Origin of the sequence: Streptomyces sp. G45, assembly GCF_049542095.1 — a bacterium.
In the GTDB taxonomy this organism is placed as follows: Bacteria; Actinomycetota; Actinomycetes; order Streptomycetales; family Streptomycetaceae; genus Streptomyces.
In genome coordinates, this window is record NZ_JBMUZU010000001.1 from 2,599,968 (window position 1) to 2,616,329 (window position 16,362).

At 72.1% G+C, this 16,362-nt stretch carries 17 protein-coding genes and 3 pseudogenes; 12 read left to right on the forward strand and 8 right to left on the reverse strand.

Annotated elements, in window-relative coordinates:
- Positions 1-40: 40 nt before the first annotated feature.
- The 6 genes and pseudogenes from ACOBQU_RS10250 (at position 41) to ACOBQU_RS10275 (ending at position 5,562) form a co-directional block, all read left to right on the forward strand.
- Positions 41-706: an amino acid ABC transporter permease gene (locus tag ACOBQU_RS10250; protein WP_423625974.1), complete on the forward strand. Its 666-nt coding sequence runs from the start codon at positions 41-43 to the stop codon at positions 704-706.
- Positions 703-1,638, forward strand: a complete 936-nt coding sequence (locus tag ACOBQU_RS10255; protein ID WP_423625976.1) for an amino acid ABC transporter permease — start codon at positions 703-705, stop codon at positions 1,636-1,638. Before ACOBQU_RS10250 ends, ACOBQU_RS10255 begins: the two co-directional genes overlap by 4 nt.
- Before the next feature lie 306 nt (positions 1,639-1,944).
- A pseudogene (locus ACOBQU_RS10260) lies at positions 1,945-3,534 on the forward strand (FAD-dependent monooxygenase); the annotation flags it as partial.
- Between the two features lie 853 nt (positions 3,535-4,387).
- Positions 4,388-4,474, forward strand: a complete 87-nt coding sequence (locus ACOBQU_RS10265) for a putative leader peptide (protein WP_324607508.1) — start codon at positions 4,388-4,390, stop codon at positions 4,472-4,474.
- 72 nt (positions 4,475-4,546) lie between these two features.
- Positions 4,547-5,095 (forward strand): cysteine dioxygenase, encoded by a 549-nt coding sequence (locus ACOBQU_RS10270; protein WP_423625978.1) that lies wholly within the window; start codon positions 4,547-4,549, stop codon positions 5,093-5,095.
- A gap of 56 nt (positions 5,096-5,151) precedes the next feature.
- Positions 5,152-5,562 carry a rhodanese-like domain-containing protein gene (locus tag ACOBQU_RS10275; RefSeq protein ID WP_423625979.1) on the forward strand — a complete coding sequence of 137 codons (411 nt, stop codon included), beginning with the start codon at positions 5,152-5,154 and terminating at the stop codon, positions 5,560-5,562.
- Between the two features lie 293 nt (positions 5,563-5,855).
- Here ACOBQU_RS10275 and recX read toward each other — a convergent pair whose 3' ends face one another.
- Both recX and recA read right to left on the reverse strand, forming a co-directional pair.
- On the reverse strand, positions 5,856-6,629 hold the full coding sequence (gene recX / locus ACOBQU_RS10280) for a recombination regulator RecX (protein ID WP_423625981.1): 774 nt from the start codon (positions 6,627-6,629) through the stop codon (positions 5,856-5,858).
- 3 nt (positions 6,630-6,632) lie between these two features.
- Positions 6,633-7,760, reverse strand: a complete 1,128-nt coding sequence (recA, locus tag ACOBQU_RS10285) for a recombinase RecA (protein ID WP_423625983.1) — start codon at positions 7,758-7,760, stop codon at positions 6,633-6,635.
- A gap of 447 nt (positions 7,761-8,207) precedes the next feature.
- Here recA and ACOBQU_RS10290 point away from each other — a divergent pair, with 447 nt between their 5' ends.
- From ACOBQU_RS10290 to ACOBQU_RS10300, 3 genes are read left to right on the forward strand one after another with little or no spacing between them, the layout of a single operon-like run.
- Positions 8,208-8,723 (forward strand): TnsA-like heteromeric transposase endonuclease subunit, encoded by a 516-nt coding sequence (locus tag ACOBQU_RS10290; RefSeq protein ID WP_423625985.1) that lies wholly within the window; start codon positions 8,208-8,210, stop codon positions 8,721-8,723.
- Positions 8,710-8,844, forward strand: a complete 135-nt coding sequence (locus tag ACOBQU_RS10295; protein WP_423625987.1) for a hypothetical protein — start codon at positions 8,710-8,712, stop codon at positions 8,842-8,844. Before ACOBQU_RS10290 ends, ACOBQU_RS10295 begins: the two co-directional genes overlap by 14 nt.
- Positions 8,844-9,200 carry a hypothetical protein gene (locus ACOBQU_RS10300; protein WP_423625992.1) on the forward strand — a complete coding sequence of 119 codons (357 nt, stop codon included), beginning with the start codon at positions 8,844-8,846 and terminating at the stop codon, positions 9,198-9,200. The genes ACOBQU_RS10295 and ACOBQU_RS10300 overlap by 1 nt, the downstream gene beginning before the upstream one ends.
- A 128-nt stretch (positions 9,201-9,328) precedes the next feature.
- On the opposite strand, the pseudogene ACOBQU_RS10305 reads toward ACOBQU_RS10300, so the two are convergent.
- A pseudogene (locus ACOBQU_RS10305) lies at positions 9,329-9,424 on the reverse strand (ATP/GTP-binding protein); the annotation flags it as partial.
- Between ACOBQU_RS10305 and ACOBQU_RS10310 the strand changes: the two are divergent.
- Together ACOBQU_RS10310 and ACOBQU_RS10315 are read left to right on the forward strand one after the other, a co-directional pair.
- Positions 9,417-9,851: pseudogene (locus ACOBQU_RS10310) on the forward strand (TniB family NTP-binding protein); the annotation flags it as partial. The pseudogenes ACOBQU_RS10305 and ACOBQU_RS10310 sit on opposite strands and share 8 nt — an antisense overlap.
- 556 nt (positions 9,852-10,407) lie before the next feature.
- Entirely contained in the window at positions 10,408-11,283 is an 876-nt protein-coding gene (locus ACOBQU_RS10315) for an aminoglycoside phosphotransferase family protein (RefSeq protein WP_423634389.1), read from the forward strand.
- Between the two features lie 140 nt (positions 11,284-11,423).
- On the opposite strand, the gene ACOBQU_RS10320 is transcribed toward ACOBQU_RS10315, so the two are convergent.
- A complete protein-coding gene (locus ACOBQU_RS10320; protein ID WP_423625995.1) occupies positions 11,424-12,722 on the reverse strand; it encodes an AI-2E family transporter in 1,299 nt (432 codons plus the stop codon).
- 106 nt (positions 12,723-12,828) lie between these two features.
- Positions 12,829-13,023 carry a DUF3046 domain-containing protein gene (locus tag ACOBQU_RS10325; protein WP_423625996.1) on the reverse strand — a complete coding sequence of 65 codons (195 nt, stop codon included), beginning with the start codon at positions 13,021-13,023 and terminating at the stop codon, positions 12,829-12,831.
- Between the two features lie 79 nt (positions 13,024-13,102).
- Here ACOBQU_RS10325 and ACOBQU_RS10330 point away from each other — a divergent pair, with 79 nt between their 5' ends.
- A complete protein-coding gene (locus tag ACOBQU_RS10330; RefSeq protein WP_423625998.1) occupies positions 13,103-14,149 on the forward strand; it encodes a hypothetical protein in 1,047 nt (348 codons plus the stop codon).
- On the opposite strand, the gene ACOBQU_RS10335 is transcribed toward ACOBQU_RS10330, so the two are convergent.
- The 3 genes from ACOBQU_RS10335 to ACOBQU_RS10345 form a co-directional block, all read right to left on the reverse strand.
- The gene (locus ACOBQU_RS10335) at positions 14,118-14,426 is read right to left on the reverse strand and encodes an AzlD domain-containing protein (protein ID WP_423626000.1); all 309 of its coding nucleotides are present in this window, start codon (positions 14,424-14,426) and stop codon (positions 14,118-14,120) included. The genes ACOBQU_RS10330 and ACOBQU_RS10335 overlap by 32 nt on opposite strands.
- A complete protein-coding gene (locus tag ACOBQU_RS10340; protein WP_423626002.1) occupies positions 14,423-15,145 on the reverse strand; it encodes an AzlC family ABC transporter permease in 723 nt (240 codons plus the stop codon). Before ACOBQU_RS10340 ends, ACOBQU_RS10335 begins: the two co-directional genes overlap by 4 nt.
- A 140-nt stretch (positions 15,146-15,285) precedes the next feature.
- Entirely contained in the window at positions 15,286-16,287 is a 1,002-nt protein-coding gene (locus tag ACOBQU_RS10345; protein ID WP_423626004.1) for an AraC family transcriptional regulator, read from the reverse strand.
- Positions 16,288-16,362: the final 75 nt, after the last annotated feature.

Here is a 16,362-nt window from a genome sequence, read left to right on the forward strand (position 1 = left end):
TACGCGGAAGCTGTCCCTCTACGCGGAAGCGCGGGAGAACGTGTTCGACTTTCTTGAAGGCTATGACCTGTGGGGGGCCTTCTGGGAGACGGTGAAGCTCACCGGACTCTCAGCGGTCGGCTCCCTGATATGGGGAACCGTGCTGGCGGCGATGCGCGTCAGCCCGGTGCCCCTGATGCGCGGCTTCGGCGCCGTCTACGTCAACGTCGTGCGGAACATTCCGCTGACGATCATCATCGTGTTCACGTCGCTCGGTCTGTATCAGACGCTGCTCATCGACCTGGGCGGTAAGGACGTCGACTCGATCAACTTCCGCCTGGCCGTGCTCGGTCTGACCGCCTACACCGCCGCGTTCGTCTGCGAGGCGCTGCGCTCGGGCATCAACACCGTGCCGGTGGGCCAGGCCGAGGCCGCCCGTGCGATCGGTCTGAACTTCACCCAGGTGCTCACCCTGGTCGTGCTCCCCCAGGCCTTCCGCTCGGTGGTGGCGCCGCTCGCCAACGTCCTGATCGCGCTCACGAAGAACACCACCGTGGCCGCCGCGATCGGTGTCGCCGAGGCGGCCCTGCTGATGAAGGGCATGATCGAGAACGAGGCCCAGACGATCGCGATCGCCGCCGTCTTCGCGTTCGGCTTCATCTGCCTCACGCTGCCGACCGGCCTGATCCTCGGCTGGGTCAGCAAGAAGGTGGCGGTCAAGCGATGAACTCCGTCCTCTACGACGTCCCGGGCCCCCGCGCCAAGCAGCGGAACATCGTCTACTCGGTGGTCTTCGTGATCGCCCTCGGCCTGCTGCTCTGGTGGGTCTACAACGCCCTGTCCGACAAGGGCCAGCTCGACTGGGAGAAGTGGAAGCCCTTCTTCACCGACAGCCGGGCCTGGACGACGTACATCTGGCCCGGCCTGGAGAACACGCTCAAGGCGGCCGCGTACTCCATGGTCATCGCGCTGCCGCTCGGTGCCGTCCTCGGCATCGCGCGCCTCTCGGACCACCTGTGGGTGCGCATCGTGGCGGGCACGGTCGTGGAGTTCTTCCGCGCGATCCCGGTCCTGATCCTGATGCTGTTCGCCAACGCGGCGTTCGCCGAGTACAGCGACGTCACCTCCGACGACCGGCCGATGTACGCGGTCGTGACCGGCCTCGTCCTGTACAACGCCTCCGTGCTCGCGGAGATCGTTCGGGCGGGCATCCTGGCGCTGCCCAAGGGGCAGACCGAGGCCGCCAAGGCGATCGGCCTGCGCAAGGGGCAGACCATGCGGTCCGTGCTGCTTCCGCAGTCGGTGACGGCGATGCTGCCCGCGATCGTCAGCCAGCTGGTGGTCATCGTGAAGGACACCGCGCTCGGCGGCGCCATGCTGACCTTCCCCGAGCTGCTGTCGACCGTCAGCACGATGAGCGGCTACTACGGAGCGAACGTCATCGCCAGCTTCACCGTCGTCGCGGTGATCTACATCGTGCTGAACTTCATCCTCACGTCGTTCGCCTCCTGGCTGGAGAAGCGGCTGCGGCGGGGCAAGAAGTCCACCGGCGCGGTGGTGCCCCCGGCGGCCGTGGCGGGGACGGCCGCGACCGGTGCGGGTGGCGGAGGCGGTGGCATCGGCGGCGGTGTCATCGGTGGTGGGGGCGGCGCCACCTGAGGCGGCGCCCACTGGGCCGCCCCGTGGCACCCGCTGGGCGCGCTCTGTGGGACCCGCCGGGCCGTCCTCCCTTGCGGCGCCCACCGGGCCCTCCTCCCCTACGGCGCCCGCCGGGCCGTCCGCCCGGCGCTCAGCCGATGATCAGCAAGAACGAAGGCAGTGGCGATCACGCCACTGCCTTCGTCGCTTGACGCGGGAACCAGCAGTGGGTTGCATACGTTCTGTGATCGTGCACCGGGCTTCAACTGCCATTTCCTGTATGTACGTCCCGCGCTCGCGGACAGCCCCGGCAGGAGGCCGCACGCCGTGGACCCGGTGATCGTGGTCGGCGCGGGCCCCGTCGGCCTCGCGCTCGCCCTGGCCCTCGCACGTCACTCGGTCCCCACCGTCGTCCTCGACGAGGGCCCCGGCAAGGACGAGCAGCGCCCCGCGCGGACCGTGCTCCTGCGGGAGGACACGGCAGCCCTGGTGGAGCGGCTCGCCGGGGTCTCCTTCGGGGGCGCGGACACGGGCGCGCGCTGGGTCGGCTGGCGCTCGATGCGCCGCAAGCAGGTGACCCGTCAGCTCACGTTCAGTGACGAGGCTCCCTCTCCCCTGCACGTACCGCAGCACGTGCTCACCGGCGCCCTGCGCGACGCCATCGCCGACCAGCACCTGGTGAAGATCGCGGTGGAGAGCAAGCTCGACTCCCTCGAACAGGACGCCTCCGGAGTGACGGCCCACACCCGGGGGCCCAAGGACACCTGGTGGCGCGGCAGTTACCTGGTGGGCTGCGACGGCCCCCGGTCGACGGTGCGCAAGCTGCTCGACATCCGCTTCCCCGGGCGCACGGCGGTGGAGCGCCACGCGGTCGCCGCGCTGCGGACGGAACTTCCGTGGACCGGTGAGGCGTTGTTGCATCGGAGCCCTCCGTGGCGCGGCGGCGGTGCCGAGGTGACGGGGCGTCCGCTGGCGGGCGGCATCTGGCGGATCGACTGGCTGCTGCCCCCGCGCGGCGACCTGGTGACGCCCGAGGCCCTCGTCGCGCGCATCCGAGAGACGCTCGCGGGCTGGTGCGGCGGGTCCACGCCCGCGTACGACCTTCTGGACACCGGTGTGCACACGGTGCACCACCGCCTGGCCCGCCGGTGGCGGTCCGGCCGTGCCCTGCTCGCCGGGGACGCCGCGCACCTCCTGGGCGCGCTCGGCACCCAGGGGCTCGACGAGGGGCTGCGGGACGCCGACAACCTGGCGTGGAAGCTGGCGCTCGCCTGGCACCACGGCCCGCGTGACGGGCTGCTCGACACCTACCAGACCGAGCGGCGCGCGGCGGTGGCCCAGCGCCTGCGCACCACCGACCAGGCGCTTCCCGCGCTGCGCGGCGGCGGTGGGCTGCGCTCGCTCGTGCCGGGCGCCGCCCGTGGACACGACGCGCTGCTCATGGACGGCCACGTGGGGCGCGGCCCGCTCGGCGCGCCGGGGGCGTACGCCGACTCGCCGCTGACGCCCCCGCGTTCGGACTCCGCCGTGACGGTGGACACGGCGCCGGGCGGCCCGGTCGTCGACGTTCCGGTGACGGCTCCCGACGGTTCCGTGGTCCGGCTGCGGGACCGGCTCGGGCTCGGGCAGCTGCTCGTCGTCCTGGTGGCTCCGGGCACGGTGGTGTGGGACCGGCGGCACTGGATGTCCGCGGGGCTCATGCCGCGCCTGGCCGCCGCGGTCACGGCGCTGCCGGGCCCGGCCGAACTCCTCGTCGCCGAGAGCTACCCCGGCGCCGCCGCGCACACGGTGCTGCTGGTGCGCCCCGACGGCCACCTGGTCACGGCGCTGGGCGGGGTGCGCCCGGCGGAGTTGTACGCCGCCGCGGAGGCGGCGCTGGGGGCGGCCGCGGAGGAGGCCCGGCGCGCGGCGGCGGAGGCGCGGCGGGCGGACGCGGAGGCGCGGCGGGCGGACGCGGAGGCGCGGCGGGCGGCGGAGGGCGGCTCGCCGGGTGGTGCGGGGGCTGAGGGGGCGGGGGCCGAGGGGGCAGGGTCTGGCGCTGCGGGAGCGGAGGGAGCCCGGCCTGGAGGCGGGGGGCCTGAGGGGGCCGCTCGGGGTGGTGGGGGGTCGAAGGGGGCTGCTGTACGGAGCGGCGGGACACCGGAGGGTGCGCCGGGGCGCACAGGGCGAGAGGGGGCGCCTGGCAGCGCGGCGCGCTCCGACTCCCCCACCCGAGGGGGCACCGACGCCGGGCGGGAGGCGGAGCCCCGCCGTGACGCCGGTGGCTCGGCGGGGCCCGGAGGGAGCGGCCCGTCCGGCGCGGGCGGAAGCGACGTGTCCGGTTCCGGTGGCAGCGTCCCGTCCCACCAGGACGGCAGCGGTGCGCTCCGCTCAGGCGGGCGCGTTTCGCCGCGTCCCGACGGCGGTTCCCCTGGCGAGGGCGCCCCGGCCCTGCCCGGCGCCGGACGCGACCTGAGCATCCCCGCGGCGCCGGAGATCGACATCGATCCCGACGGCGACGCCGACGGCCCCGGCAGCAGCTGAGACCGCCGCCCGGCGGTGGTGCCTGCCGTGTGTGCGCGGGCGGCCCGTTCGGCTCGGTCGCCCCGCGCACCGGCGGGCGGCCCTGGCCCCGGGCCGCCCGCCGGTGTACGTGTAACCGTCGCCGTTCAGCCATGCGTACAAGGGTGGCTACGGCCCTGACCAGGACTTCCGTCCACCGGGAGGGGTCGACCGACCGGCTGGCGGACGCGAGTTGACCGCTTCCGCCGCTCATGGTCTACTCCCGACCATGACCGACACCGCTGTCCGCTTGTGGCGGAGGGTCCACATGGACCTCGTCCGCTATGCGGGCTGCGTGTGTCAGACCTCCTGCTGAATTCGCCATCTCTCCTTTTCGCGCACGCCCGTTCGTCGGCGTGCCGTTCCGCGAACGCACAGGACGGTTCTCATGTCTGCGCCTGCCTCAGGCTTCCCCTCTCCCGTCGGCTCCCGCGCCTCCACCAGCGCGCCCACCTCCGCCGAACTCCTCGACTTCGTCCGCCGCACCGCCGCCGACAGCGACCTCGTCGCCTCCCTGCCGCTCGACCCGGAGGGCCGCACCTGGGTGCGCCTCGAAGGGCCCCGCGGCAGCGAGGCTTGGCTGATCGGCTGGCCGCCGGGCACCGGCACCGGCTGGCACGACCACGCCGAGTCCGTCGGCGCCTTCACCACCGCCGCGGGCTCCCTGAAGGAGAACTCGCTCGCCGTCCGGCTGCCCACCGACGGCTGGAAGACCCTGGAACTCACCGAAGGCGTCGACCGCGAACGGAAGTTGGCCACCGGTCAGGGCCGCGCTTTCGGCCGCAACCACGTCCACGAGGTGCTCAACGAGTCCCCCACCGAGCACGCCATCTCCGTCCACGCCTACTACCCTCCGCTGCCGCAGATCCGCCGCTACAGCCGCACCGGGGCCGTCCTGCGTCTGGAGCACGTCGAGCGCCCGGAGGACTGGCAGTGAGCGCGGGCCTTGAGGTCAACGGTGTGGAGGGTGTACCCAAGGCCCGGGAGGTGGCCGTGGTGCCTGAGGTACCCGAGACGCCCATCGGCATAGACGATCTGCTGGAGCGCGTGCGCCGCACTCTCGACCGGGTCTCGCCCCGCGACGCGTACGACCTGGCCCGGTCGGGCGGGCTGCTCGTCGACATCCGGTACGCGGAGCTGCGCGAGCGCGACGGCCTGATCCCCGGGGCGCTGGTCGTCGAGCGCAACGAACTGGAGTGGCGCCTCGACCCGCTCGGCAGCCATCGCGCCCCCGAGGCCGTCGACCACGACCTGCGGGTCGTCGTCATCTGCAACGAGGGCTACGCGTCGAGTCTCGCCGCCGCCTCCCTGCGACAACTGGGTCTGCGGTACGCGACCGACCTCGTCGGCGGCTTCCAGGCGTGGAGGGCGGCCGGGCTTCCGGTGACCGAGGGCCGGGCCTGAGACCGGGCCCCGCGCCCGGGGCGGGCACGGGAGGGGGTGGGGGCGGCTGGTCCCGGCGGAGCACGGGGGCATGGGGACATGGGGACCATGCTCCGGCATAGGGGCCTCGCCCAGGGCGGGCTCCGGGGGGGCGGGGCTGCATGGGCTTGAGGCCCCGGGCCCAGACCTCGTCGCCGGGGTCAGAACTCGTCGCCAGGCGCGGAACCCCTCACCCGAGCCAGAACTCGTCGCCATGCGCAGACCCCCTCGCCGGGGTCGGAACTCGTCGCCAGGCGCAGAGCCCGTCACCGGAGTCAGAACCCGTCGTCGTACCCCAGCTCCTCCGTGTCCTCTCCCTCTTCCTCCAGCGCTTGGCGCACCACGCGGAGCGCCATGCCTTCCGCGTACCCCTTGCGGGCGAGCATGCCCGCGAGGCGGCGGAGCCGCTTGTCGCGGTCGAGGCCGCGCGTGGAGCGCAGCTTGCGGGCCACGAGCTCGCGGGCGGTGGCCTCTTCCTGCTCCGCGTCGAGCTGTCCGACGGCGCCGTCGATCAGCGCCGGGTCCACGCCCTTGGTGCGAAGCTCTCGCGCCAGGGCCCGCCGGGCCAGACCCCGGCCGTGGTGCCGGGACTCCACCCAGGCGTCGGCGAACGCCTCGTCGTTGATCAGGCCGACCTCTTCGAAGCGGGAGAGGACCTCTTCCGCCACGTCGTCGGGGATGTCCCGCTTGCGCAGCGCGTCGGCCAGCTGCTTGCGGGTGCGGGGTGTCCCGGTGAGCAGGCGTAGGCAGATCGCCCGCGCCCGCTCAGCCGGGTCCCCCGTCGGCGGCTCCCCGCCCTCGGCCCTCGACGAGGGCGGGGAACCGCTGTCCTGTGGGTCGCCGAAACCACCGCGCCGCCGACGGCGGCCACCGCCCCGGCCGTTCCGGTCACGGCCCCGGGGAACCCCGAGGCCGTCTCCGTCAGGCCCCGGGCCGTCCGGCGAGAGACCGTCCGGACCGGCGCCGCCCGCTTCCGGGCCGCCCACGTGGCCGTGGACCACGGGGTCCACGGGGCCCATGCGGTCCGCCCAGTCGGTTCGTCGTGTCACGGGCTAGCTCTTGGCCGCCGCGGCCTTGGACTTGGTGGCCTTCGCCGCGGGCGCCGGAACGGTCTTGGCGGTCTCCTCGGCGGCGGGAGCCGCGCCCGCGGCGTCCGCGCCCGACTCGGCGTCCGCGGACTCCGGGCGCACGCCGACGCCCAGCTTCTCCTTGATCTTCTTCTCGATCTCGTTGGCGAGGTCGGGGTTGTCCTTCAGGAAGTTGCGGGCGTTCTCCTTGCCCTGGCCGAGCTGGTCGCCCTCGTACGTGTACCAGGCACCGGCCTTGCGGACGAAGCCGTGCTCCACGCCCATGTCGATCAGGCCGCCCTCGCGGCTGATGCCCTGGCCGTAGAGGATGTCGAACTCGGCCTGCTTGAAGGGCGGGGCGACCTTGTTCTTCACGACCTTGCAGCGGGTGCGGTTGCCGACCGCCTCCGTGCCGTCCTTCAGGGTCTCGATGCGGCGGATGTCGATGCGCACCGACGCGTAGAACTTCAGCGCGCGGCCACCGGTCGTCGTCTCCGGGGAGCCGAACATCACACCGATCTTCTCGCGGAGCTGGTTGATGAAGATCGCCGTGGTCTTCGACTGGTTAAGCGCGCTGGTGATCTTCCGCAGGGCCTGGCTCATCAGGCGGGCCTGGAGACCCACGTGCGAGTCGCCCATCTCGCCCTCGATCTCGGCGCGGGGCACGAGGGCCGCGACGGAGTCGATGACGATCAGGTCGAGGGCGCCGGAGCGGACCAGCATGTCCACGATCTCCAGGGCCTGCTCACCGTTGTCCGGCTGGGACAGGATGAGGTTGTCGATGTCGACGCCGAGCTTCTTCGCGTACTCCGGGTCGAGGGCGTGCTCCGCGTCCACGAAGGCGACGGCGCCTCCGGCCTTCTGCGCGTTGGCCACGGCGTGCAGCGTGAGGGTCGTCTTACCGGAGGACTCCGGGCCGTAGATCTCCACCACACGGCCGCGCGGCAGGCCGCCGACGCCGAGCGCCACGTCGAGCGCGGTCGAGCCGGTGGAGATGACCTCGATGGGCTCCTGGGACCGCTCGCCCATGCGCATCACTGCGCCCTTGCCGAATTGCCGTTCAATCTGTGCGAGCGCGGCGTCGAGCGCCTTCTCGCGGTCGGTTCCTGCCATGGGTTCCACCCGGTTTGCTTGAGTCGATCGCTTCACGTCAAAGACGCTAACGCCTGCCACTGACAATGCGCCCCGACGCCCGCCCGGCCTGTGGATAACTCAGGGCGCCCGGCCCGCCGGAATCCACCGGCGCGCCCCAGGAATCCCCCCGCGAACCCCCGGGAAACGCCGCCGGAGCCCCCATGAGAATGGATGTTCGATTTTGCTGTCAAGCGCACCACGCGGGGCGCGGCCGAGGTGTGTGTCCTGTGCCATCGAACCTTGATCATTGCCATCGAAGGTTGATGATCATTAGGTTTGTGCCACCGAAGTTTGAGTGACGCAAGGTGCCTGTGTGTCAGGGGTGGCAGTGGGGGAGCTCGCGGGTGCGTACGCGGATCCTGATCTCGGAGCGTTTGATCTGAGGTTCTTGGAAGGCGGCGTACAGGTTCGGCGGTCGCTCGCCTCGTGCTGGGGTGTTCGTTTCGAGCGGGTGGCGCCGGTGCGGCCGTTCCGCTGGCCCAAGGGCGGGAGAGCTTCGCGGGCTGGCACTTCTGCGCGACGACGGGTGAGCACATCGGGTACGAGTCGCGGCTGGAGCGGGACCGGCTGATCCTCCTCGACGCTGATCCGCAGGTGACGGGTATCGCTTCGCAGCCGTTCTGGCTGCACTGGCATGACGGCAGCCGCAGGCGCCGCCACGCTCCCGACTACTTCGTGCGCCTCGCGGACGGGACGGGGTGGGTTGTCGATGTCCGGGCGGCCGACCGCGTCGATGAGATTGCTGCCGAGGCTTTCGCAGCAACGAAACGGGCCTGCCGGGCGGTCGGCTGGGAGTTCGTGCAGGCCGGTGTCCCGAATCCGCTACTGATGGCGAACATGCGGTGGCTGTCGCGCTATCGCAGGCGGCGGTGTCTGCGCCGGGACGTTGCCGACCGGCTGCGAGCCGGGGCCCTTGCGGGTCGGCGCCATGGAGGTGGGTGATCCGCTGATGGTGCTGCCGGTGCTGTTCCATCTGCTGTGGTGCGGCGTTCTGGCGACAGACATGTCCGCGCGGCTGCTGGGGTCGGACTCCCTGGTGCACGCGACGACAAGGGGGCTGTGATGGGGCGGCTGATTCGGCCGGACGGTCTGGCGGTCGGGGAACGGGTCCGGTTCGACGGGCAGGTCCGGCTGGTCCTTGCGGTCACGGGCCGCTCGGTGACGCTGTCGGACATAGGCGGCACGCCGCGGGCTGTTCCTCCGGCCCTGCTGTTCGCCAATGGCGACTTTGAGGTCGTGGACAGTTCGGGCCGGATGCCGCTGCCGCCGGTGTCGCTGCTGGAGACGCTGCCCCAGGCGGCGCTGGAGAGGGCGCTGTGGTGGGAGGGCCACATCCTGGAGGTCCTCAACGGGCTGCCGCCAGACGCTGAGGCGGGCACGGAGCCGAAACCCCAGTACGCCCCATCGCGTTCGCTGTGACCGCGGCCGGGCACAAGGTGAGTGCGAGCACGGTTGGCAACTACCGGCGCCGTTATGAGACTTCGGGGGTGCTGGGGCTGGCCGATCACCGGCCGGTCCGCAAGACGCCGAAGTACGGCACAGTGGACGACGACGGGAATCCGGCCGGTGTGGCGGGGGTGACGGGCCCGGTCGAGGAGTTCGTGAGAGCGTCCGAGCTGGGTGAGGGCGATGGTCTTGCCGGTGGTCTACATCACGGTCCCGCCCGCCGCGACCGCCCGCATGATCGCCGCCGAATTCGCCCGCTTCCTGGGCATCCCTGTCCGGCGCAGGACACTGAACATCACCGACATCATCGAGGCCGTCGTCGGCGTCTGCACCGACACCCGCACCGGCCTGGTCCTGGTCGACGAGCTCCACAACATCTCCCTGACCACCCGGCACGGGACCGAGGTCGCCGACACCTTCAAGTACTTCTCCGAGCGGATCCCCGCCACGTTCGTCTACGCCGGCATCAACATCGAACGCACCACTCTGCTCTCCGGCACACGCGGAGCTCAGATCGCCGGACGCTTCACCCTCATCCCCACCCACCCCTTCCCCTATGGCCCGGAGTGGAAAAGCCTGGTCGCAGCATTGGAGGAGACACTGCTGCTGCACGAGCACACGCCCGATGCCGCAGGAAGAGGACTCACAGTCCGCACCCTGGCCAACCGACACAACGTGTCCCGCCGCACTGTCCGGCAAGCCCTGGCCGCACCACAACCCCGTCCCCACGAAGTCATCCGCAGACGCGTGCCCGCGACCGATCCGATCAAGGAGCTCATCGACCCGCTGATCGAGGAAGGACTCGGCATCAAAGGGATCTGGGATCGCCTCGTCGACGAGCACGACATCGCCCTGTCCCTGACCGCCATCACCCGCTACTTCAGGACACACCAGCTCAACCGAACCCGCGCACCGCACCCACCGCCCACGCTCACCTTCTAAAGGCAGCCACCGGACCGCTCGAACTTCGGTGATGCTCCCCCGCAGCCGAGCGGGTGGTGATCCGCTGCTGCGATGTTGCCGGCCTTGTTCCACCCGATGTGGACGTGGCCAACCGCAGTCTCACGTGATCTGGTCCGATTCGCTCGTCGGCTCCGCGTTCACAGCGAGCGGTGGAAAAGCGGTGGACACAGAACACGCGAGCGGCACACTGACCCGTGTGGAACGAGGGCTGGTGGATGTGGAGAGCGTCACTACGCGGTTAGTACGTCGATTCGGTCCCCAGGTTGCCGAATGGTGCGCTGACACGCCGGATCTCATCGCGCGGTTGACGTCCCAGTGGAGACTTTCGCTCGGTGAGCCCCTCCCGGACGGTGCTTCGTCGGTCGCGTTGCGGTGCCGTTGGCCCGACGGCACGCCTGCGGTGCTGAAAATCAGTCCGGAGCGGGCCTTCCTGACCGAACAGGCCGGAATGCTGGGGTGGTTCGCCGCCTCAGGCCGGGTGCCCTCTGTGCTGGCCGTCGACGAGGAAGCGGGCGCCATGGTGCTGGAGGAGATCGTGCCCGGAACGCCAGCGGAGGACATGCCTGCCACTTCGCTTCCGGGACAGTGGTCGGATCTGCTCACCGCCCTGCACGGGGTCGCTCCGCCTCCGCTGCCGACGCGTGTGCTGCGCGGCCGGTGCGAAGAAGCCTTCGCCCGGGTCGGCAGGCGGCTGTCCGAGCCTGCGATCAGTGCACAGATGGACGTCACCGCGTGGGACAGGGCCATCCAGCGGTGCGAGCGGCTGTTAGACACGCAAGCGACCACCGTGTTGCTCCACGGTGACCTGCACCTGGGCAACGTGCTCGACGGCGGCGCGGAGCGCGGTCTCATGGCCATCGATCCGAAAGCCTGCGTCGGGGATCCGTGCTTTGACGCCGTGGACTACGTCGTGGCCGGGGCCGGGCTGGAGGGCATCAAGACCCGCTGCGCGCGCGTGGCGGAGGCATGCGGGCTCGATGGCGACCGGCTCCACGCCTGGAGCCAGGTGATCGCGCCGTTCGCGGCCATCGCCCACCTCGGTAACGGCGGTGAGAAACCAGTGATCGATGAACTGCTCGCGTTGACCCGGTGAGCACACCCGGTATTCCCGATCGCCTCATGGCCCGCGCTCCACTGGGGGCGGGGCATCCATCGCTCAAACTTCGATGGCACAGGACAGTGTGCGCCCGTGGGCGGAACCCGTGCTTCGCAGCCCCGTGACCGGGCAGCGCCTCAGCCTTCGCGGTCTGGTGGCGTCCTGGTCCCGTTCGGCCCGTTCGGCCCGTCGGTCCCGCGCCCCGGCGCCGCCGCGCGGCCCGGCGGCGTCATCAGCGCGCGCCGCAGGCGGACCAGCACGGGCGTGCCGTCCCGGCGGCGGTGTCCGTGCACCCGCGGGTCGTCCATGACGTCGTACCGCTTCACGTACGCCCCCAGGAAGGCCTGGAGCGTGGCGACCGCCGGGATGGCGATGAGGGCGCCGACCGCGCCGAGGAGCGCGGTGCCCGCGATGACCGAGCCGAAGGCGACCGCCGGGTGGATGTCCACGCTCTTGGCGGTGAGCTTGGGCTGGAGCACGTAGTTCTCGAACTGCTGGTAGATCACTACGAAGACCAGCACCCACAGCGCGTACCAGGGGTCCACGGTGAAGGCGATCAGCATCGGCAGGGCCCCGGCCAGGTACGTGCCGATCGTCGGGATGAACTGGGAGACCAGGCCCACCCACACGCCGAGGACCGGCGCGTAGGGCACTTCGAGGACCTGGAGCAGGACGTAGTGCGCGACTCCGGAGATCAGTGCCATCAGGCCGCGGGAGTACAGGTAGCCGCCGGTCTTGTCGACCGCGATCTCCCAGGCACGCAGCACCTCGGCCTGCTTGGCGGGCGGCAGGACGGAGCACAGGGCGCGCCGCAGCCGGGGCCCGTCGGCGGCGAAGTAGAACGAGAACAGCAGGATCGTCAGGAGCTGGAAGAGGCCGCCGAGCACCTGCGCGGAGACGTCCAGGACGCCGCTGGCGCTGTTCTGCACGTACTTCTGGAGCCAGTCGGAGTGGAGCAGGCTGTCCTGGACCTCGACGCGGGACAGGTCCGTGTCGAAGGTCTGGTTGATCCAGTTGATGACCTTGTCCAGGTAGTCGGGGAAGTCCTCGACCATGTCGACGATCTGGCCCGCGAGCATCGAGCCGAGCATCGTGACGAAGCCCGCGCTCGCGACGATGACGCCGAGGAAGACGATGGCCGTGGCCAGGCCCCTGCGCAGCCCGCGCGCCGCCATCCAGCTCACCGCGGGCTCGACGGCGAGCGCCAGGAAGAACGCGATCAGGATGTTGATCAGCAGCCCGGTGAGCTGGTGGAAGGCCCAGCTGCCGAGTTGGAAGCAGGCGACCAGCGCGAGCGCGAGCACCATGGCTCGCGGAAGCCAGCGCGGCATGCCGGAGCCGTACTCACGCTCCGCCTCGGGGGGCCGGGCGGGCGGCGTGGTGCCGGGCGGTGCTGCCTGGGGGGTGATCTGCGCGGTCTCGTCTCTGGGTGCCACCGTGCCAGTCTCGCCCACAGCGACGGCATCCGGACGCCGTCCCTGCCTCTCCTAGGGGTGCGCACGGGTGCGGCCGCCTCTACGGAGGGGCGGCCGCACTCCGGAGTCAGCGCTTTTCGGCCGGTACGTCCATGGCCGCGCACACCGCGCGCCAGACGTCCTTCGCCTCCCAGCCCGCGTCCAGCGCCTCGTGCACCGTGCGCCCGCCCAGCTCGGACATCACGTGGTCGCGCGCGAAGGTGTCGGCGTACCCCGCGCCGAAGTGAGCCGCCATCCGCTGCCAGAAGACCGTCAACCGCATGCCTCCAGTATCGCGCCCCTGAGAGTGCAGCCGAGCCCGGAGGGCTTGTCGGAGGCGCGTTCCGCCCTACCGTCTGAACATGGCCGAAAACGGAGCGTCCCCGCACGCCGCGTCCTCCCCGCTCGCCCGCGCCGAGCAGTTCGTCTGGCTCACCGCGCGCGTCCTCGAACAGCGACGGTTCGCGTACCACTTCCTGAGCGGCGGCGCGGGCAGCGGTGACGGCGCCGACGCGGTCGAGACCGCCCTGGCCGCGTACACCAACGGGGACGGCGGCTACGGCCACGCGCTCGAACCCGATCTGCGCGGCCCCGTCAGCCAGCCGCTGCACGCCGGGCACGCGCTGCGCGTCCTGGACTCCATCGGGCGCTGCGGCGGCCTGCGGGTGGAGCGCGTGTGCCGGTACCTGACCGCCGTGTCGACGCCGGACGGGGCGCTTCCGGCGATCCATCCCAGCCAGCGCGGCTACCCCAGGGCGCCGTTCCTGCCCGTGGTCGACGCCCCGCCCAGCGACCTGCTCGCCACCGGGCCGGTGGTGGGCCTGCTGCACCGCAACGAGGTCTGGCACGCCTGGCTCTTCCGGGCCACCGACTTCTGCTGGGCGGCCGTCGAGTCCCTGGAGCGGACCCATCCCTACGAGGTCCAGGCGGCGGTCGCCTTCCTGGACGGCGTGCCCGACCGCTCGCGGGCGCAGGCGGCGGCCGACCGGCTCGGCCGCCTGGTGCGCGCCCAGCGCCTGGTGGTCCTGGACCCGGAGCGCGCCGACGCTACCCCGGTGTCTCCTGGATACGCGCCGGGCGAGCACCACTTCCCGCACGACTTCGCGAGGACCCCCGACTCGCTCGCCCGCGCGTGGTTCACGGACGAGGAGATGCGGCGCTCCCTGGACTTCCTCGCCGGTGAGCAGCGGGAGGACGGGGGGTGGCCGATCCGGTGGCGGCAGTGGGCTCCGGGCACCGCCCTGGAGTGTCGGCCCATCGTGACGATCGAGGCGCTGCGCACCCTGCGGGCCTACGGGCGCCCCCTGGGTGAGGCCCGCCGGGTGGGCCTCCTGCCGACTCTCCGGAGGGCCGCCCGCTGTCGGCGGGGGAACCCGGTCACCCGGTCAGCGCCCGCGCCCCCGCCGTGACGGCGACGGCCACCGCGATGACGACGAGGAACGGCGCGCGCAGCAGCAGCGCCACGGTGGCCGCCGCGAGCCCCGCGGCCTTGGCGTCGAGCACCAGGGACTGCCCCTTGCCGAAGGCCTGCTGGGCCGTGAGGGCGGCGAGCAGCGCGACCGGCAGCAAGGCCGCCGTGCGCTTCACGAGGGGCCGCTCCAGGGCGCCCACGGGCACGAGGAGACCGGCGAGCTTGACGGCGTAGCAGCCGACGGCGGTCAGGGCGACGGCGATCCAGACGTTCATCGGCCGCTCCTCCCCTGGTGGTCCTCGCCCTTGGCCTGGTGGTCCTCGCCCCTGGCCTGGTGGTCCTCTCCCTTGGCCCGACGACCCTCTACGTAGAGCACGGTCGGCACGGCCAGCGCTGACGCGAGCACGGGCACTCCTACGGGGAGCACGGGCAGCAGACCGAGCCCCAGGAGGACGGCGACAGCGGCGATCGCGCGCTCCGTGGCCGTGCGCAGCATCGGCGCGAGCAGCGCGAGGAAGGCCGCCGGGCCCGCCGCGTCGAGTCCCCAGGCGTCGGTGTCGCCGATGGCCTCGGCGCCGACCGCGCCCGCCAGGGTGGTGAGGTTCCACAGGGTGTAGAGACTCAGTCCGGTGACGACGAAGCCGAGACGGGCGCTGCGCCGTCCCGGCTGGGCCAGGGACACCGCTGTCGTCTCGTCGATCACCCAGTGCGCCGCGAAGGGCCGCACCGCGCGCGGCAGGGCGAGCAGCTGCGAAAGCCGCAGCCCGTAGAACGCGTTGCGCACCCCCAGGAAGAACGCTCCCGCCGCGGCGGTGAACGGGTTCCCGCCGCCCGCGAGGGCGCCCACCAGGGCGAACTGGGAGGCCCCGGTGAACGCCAGCAGGCTCAGGGCGCAGGTCTGGAGCACGGTGAGCCCACTGCCCGCCGAGGTCACGCCGAAGGCGAACCCGGAGAGGCCTACGGCGATGCCGACGCCGAGGGCGTCGCGGACCACTACGGAGTCGGGGCGGCCCTCCGGGGTGACCCGGTCCGGGCCTGGGGCGCTCCGGTCCGTCCTTGAGGCGCTCCGGTCCGTCTCTGGAGCACTCCTGTCCGGTCCCGGAGCGCCGCCGCCGTCGACGGCGGGAGACGCGTCTACTGGGTGCCCGTCCGCTGCCGTCCGGGATATGTCCGCGGGCGTTGTCCGCTCCCCAGGGGGTCGCTCCCCGGGGGTCCGCTCCCCGGAGGTTCGCTCCCCGGGTGCTCGCTCTGCGGGTGTTGTTCGTTCTGCCACGTCCGGGACGCTACGAGGAGCCGGTGCGCGTGGTCTTGTACGTTCTTGCGCTCGCGCTGGTAGGCGCCCGGAGGCACACCGACGATGCGGGTGAAGTGGCGGTTGAGGTGCGGCTGGTCGGTGAAGCCGACGGCGACGGCCGCCTCGGCCGGGCTGACTCCGGCGTCCAGGAGGTGCCGGGCGCGGCGGACGCGGGCGTCGGTGAGCCAGGTGTGCGGCGGCATGCCGTACGTGTCGCGGAAGGCGCGCAGCAGGGCGAAGGGGCCGACCCCGAGGTCCGTGGCGAGCCGCTCCAGGCTCGGCGGGTCGGTCAGGCGCTCCTCCAGGACGGCCCGCGCCCGCGCGGCGACACGCTCCCCCGCGGACCGCACGGCGCGCCGCGGCACGAGGCCGCCGTTCAACCGCAGGAGGCGGGTCACGGCGGCCCGCAGAAACGTGTCGGCGGCGAGGGCGTTGCCCTCGTCCGCGGCGCGCAGCACCTGGTGGACCAGGGCCGACGAGTACGAGTCCTCGATGACCGGCCGGACGAACCCGGGGGTCCCGCGCAGGGCGGTCGTCTCCGCGGCGATGGCGGCGACGACGTCCGGTGCCGGGTAGACGGCGCCGTACCGCCAGCCCTCGGCGTCCCCGGCGCGACCGGTGTGCGGGGTGTCCGGGTTGATCACGGCGATGGTCCCCGGCCCCGCGTGGCGGTCGTGGCCGGTGTGGTGGAAGACGTCGACGCCCTCGGTGACCGCGGCCATCACGTAGTTCTCGTGGGTGTGCCGTACGAAGGTCTTGCGGATGTAGCGGGCCCGCAGCAGGTCGACGCCCGGCAGCTCGGCGTAGGTCCAGTGGCGCGCCCGCTCGGCCGAACCTGTCATGCCCCCATTCTGCGCCAGTCGGCCCATCCGCCGATCATCTGGCGTTCGCGCAGGTCACGGCCATTGTCAGTGGCG

Excerpts from the sequence above, each read along its gene's own strand:
- ACOBQU_RS10325 (WP_423625996.1), bottom strand. The coding sequence starts at position 13,023 with ATGCGGTTGACGGTCTTCTGGCAGCGGATGGCGGCTCACTTCGGCGCG.
- ACOBQU_RS10300 (WP_423625992.1), top strand. The coding sequence starts at position 8,844 with ATGGGGCGGCTGATTCGGCCGGACGGTCTGGCGGTCGGGGAACGGGTC.
- ACOBQU_RS10345 (WP_423626004.1), bottom strand. The coding sequence starts at position 16,287 with ATGACAGGTTCGGCCGAGCGGGCGCGCCACTGGACCTACGCCGAGCTG.
- recA (WP_423625983.1), bottom strand. The coding sequence starts at position 7,760 with ATGGCAGGAACCGACCGCGAGAAGGCGCTCGACGCCGCGCTCGCACAG.
- ACOBQU_RS10335 (WP_423626000.1), bottom strand. The coding sequence starts at position 14,426 with ATGAACGTCTGGATCGCCGTCGCCCTGACCGCCGTCGGCTGCTACGCC.
- ACOBQU_RS10295 (WP_423625987.1), top strand. The coding sequence starts at position 8,710 with ATGGAGGTGGGTGATCCGCTGATGGTGCTGCCGGTGCTGTTCCATCTG.
- ACOBQU_RS10270 (WP_423625978.1), top strand. The coding sequence starts at position 4,547 with ATGTCTGCGCCTGCCTCAGGCTTCCCCTCTCCCGTCGGCTCCCGCGCC.
- ACOBQU_RS10265 (WP_324607508.1), top strand. The coding sequence starts at position 4,388 with ATGACCGACACCGCTGTCCGCTTGTGGCGGAGGGTCCACATGGACCTC.
- ACOBQU_RS10330 (WP_423625998.1), top strand. The coding sequence starts at position 13,103 with ATGGCCGAAAACGGAGCGTCCCCGCACGCCGCGTCCTCCCCGCTCGCC.
- ACOBQU_RS10255 (WP_423625976.1), top strand. The coding sequence starts at position 703 with ATGAACTCCGTCCTCTACGACGTCCCGGGCCCCCGCGCCAAGCAGCGG.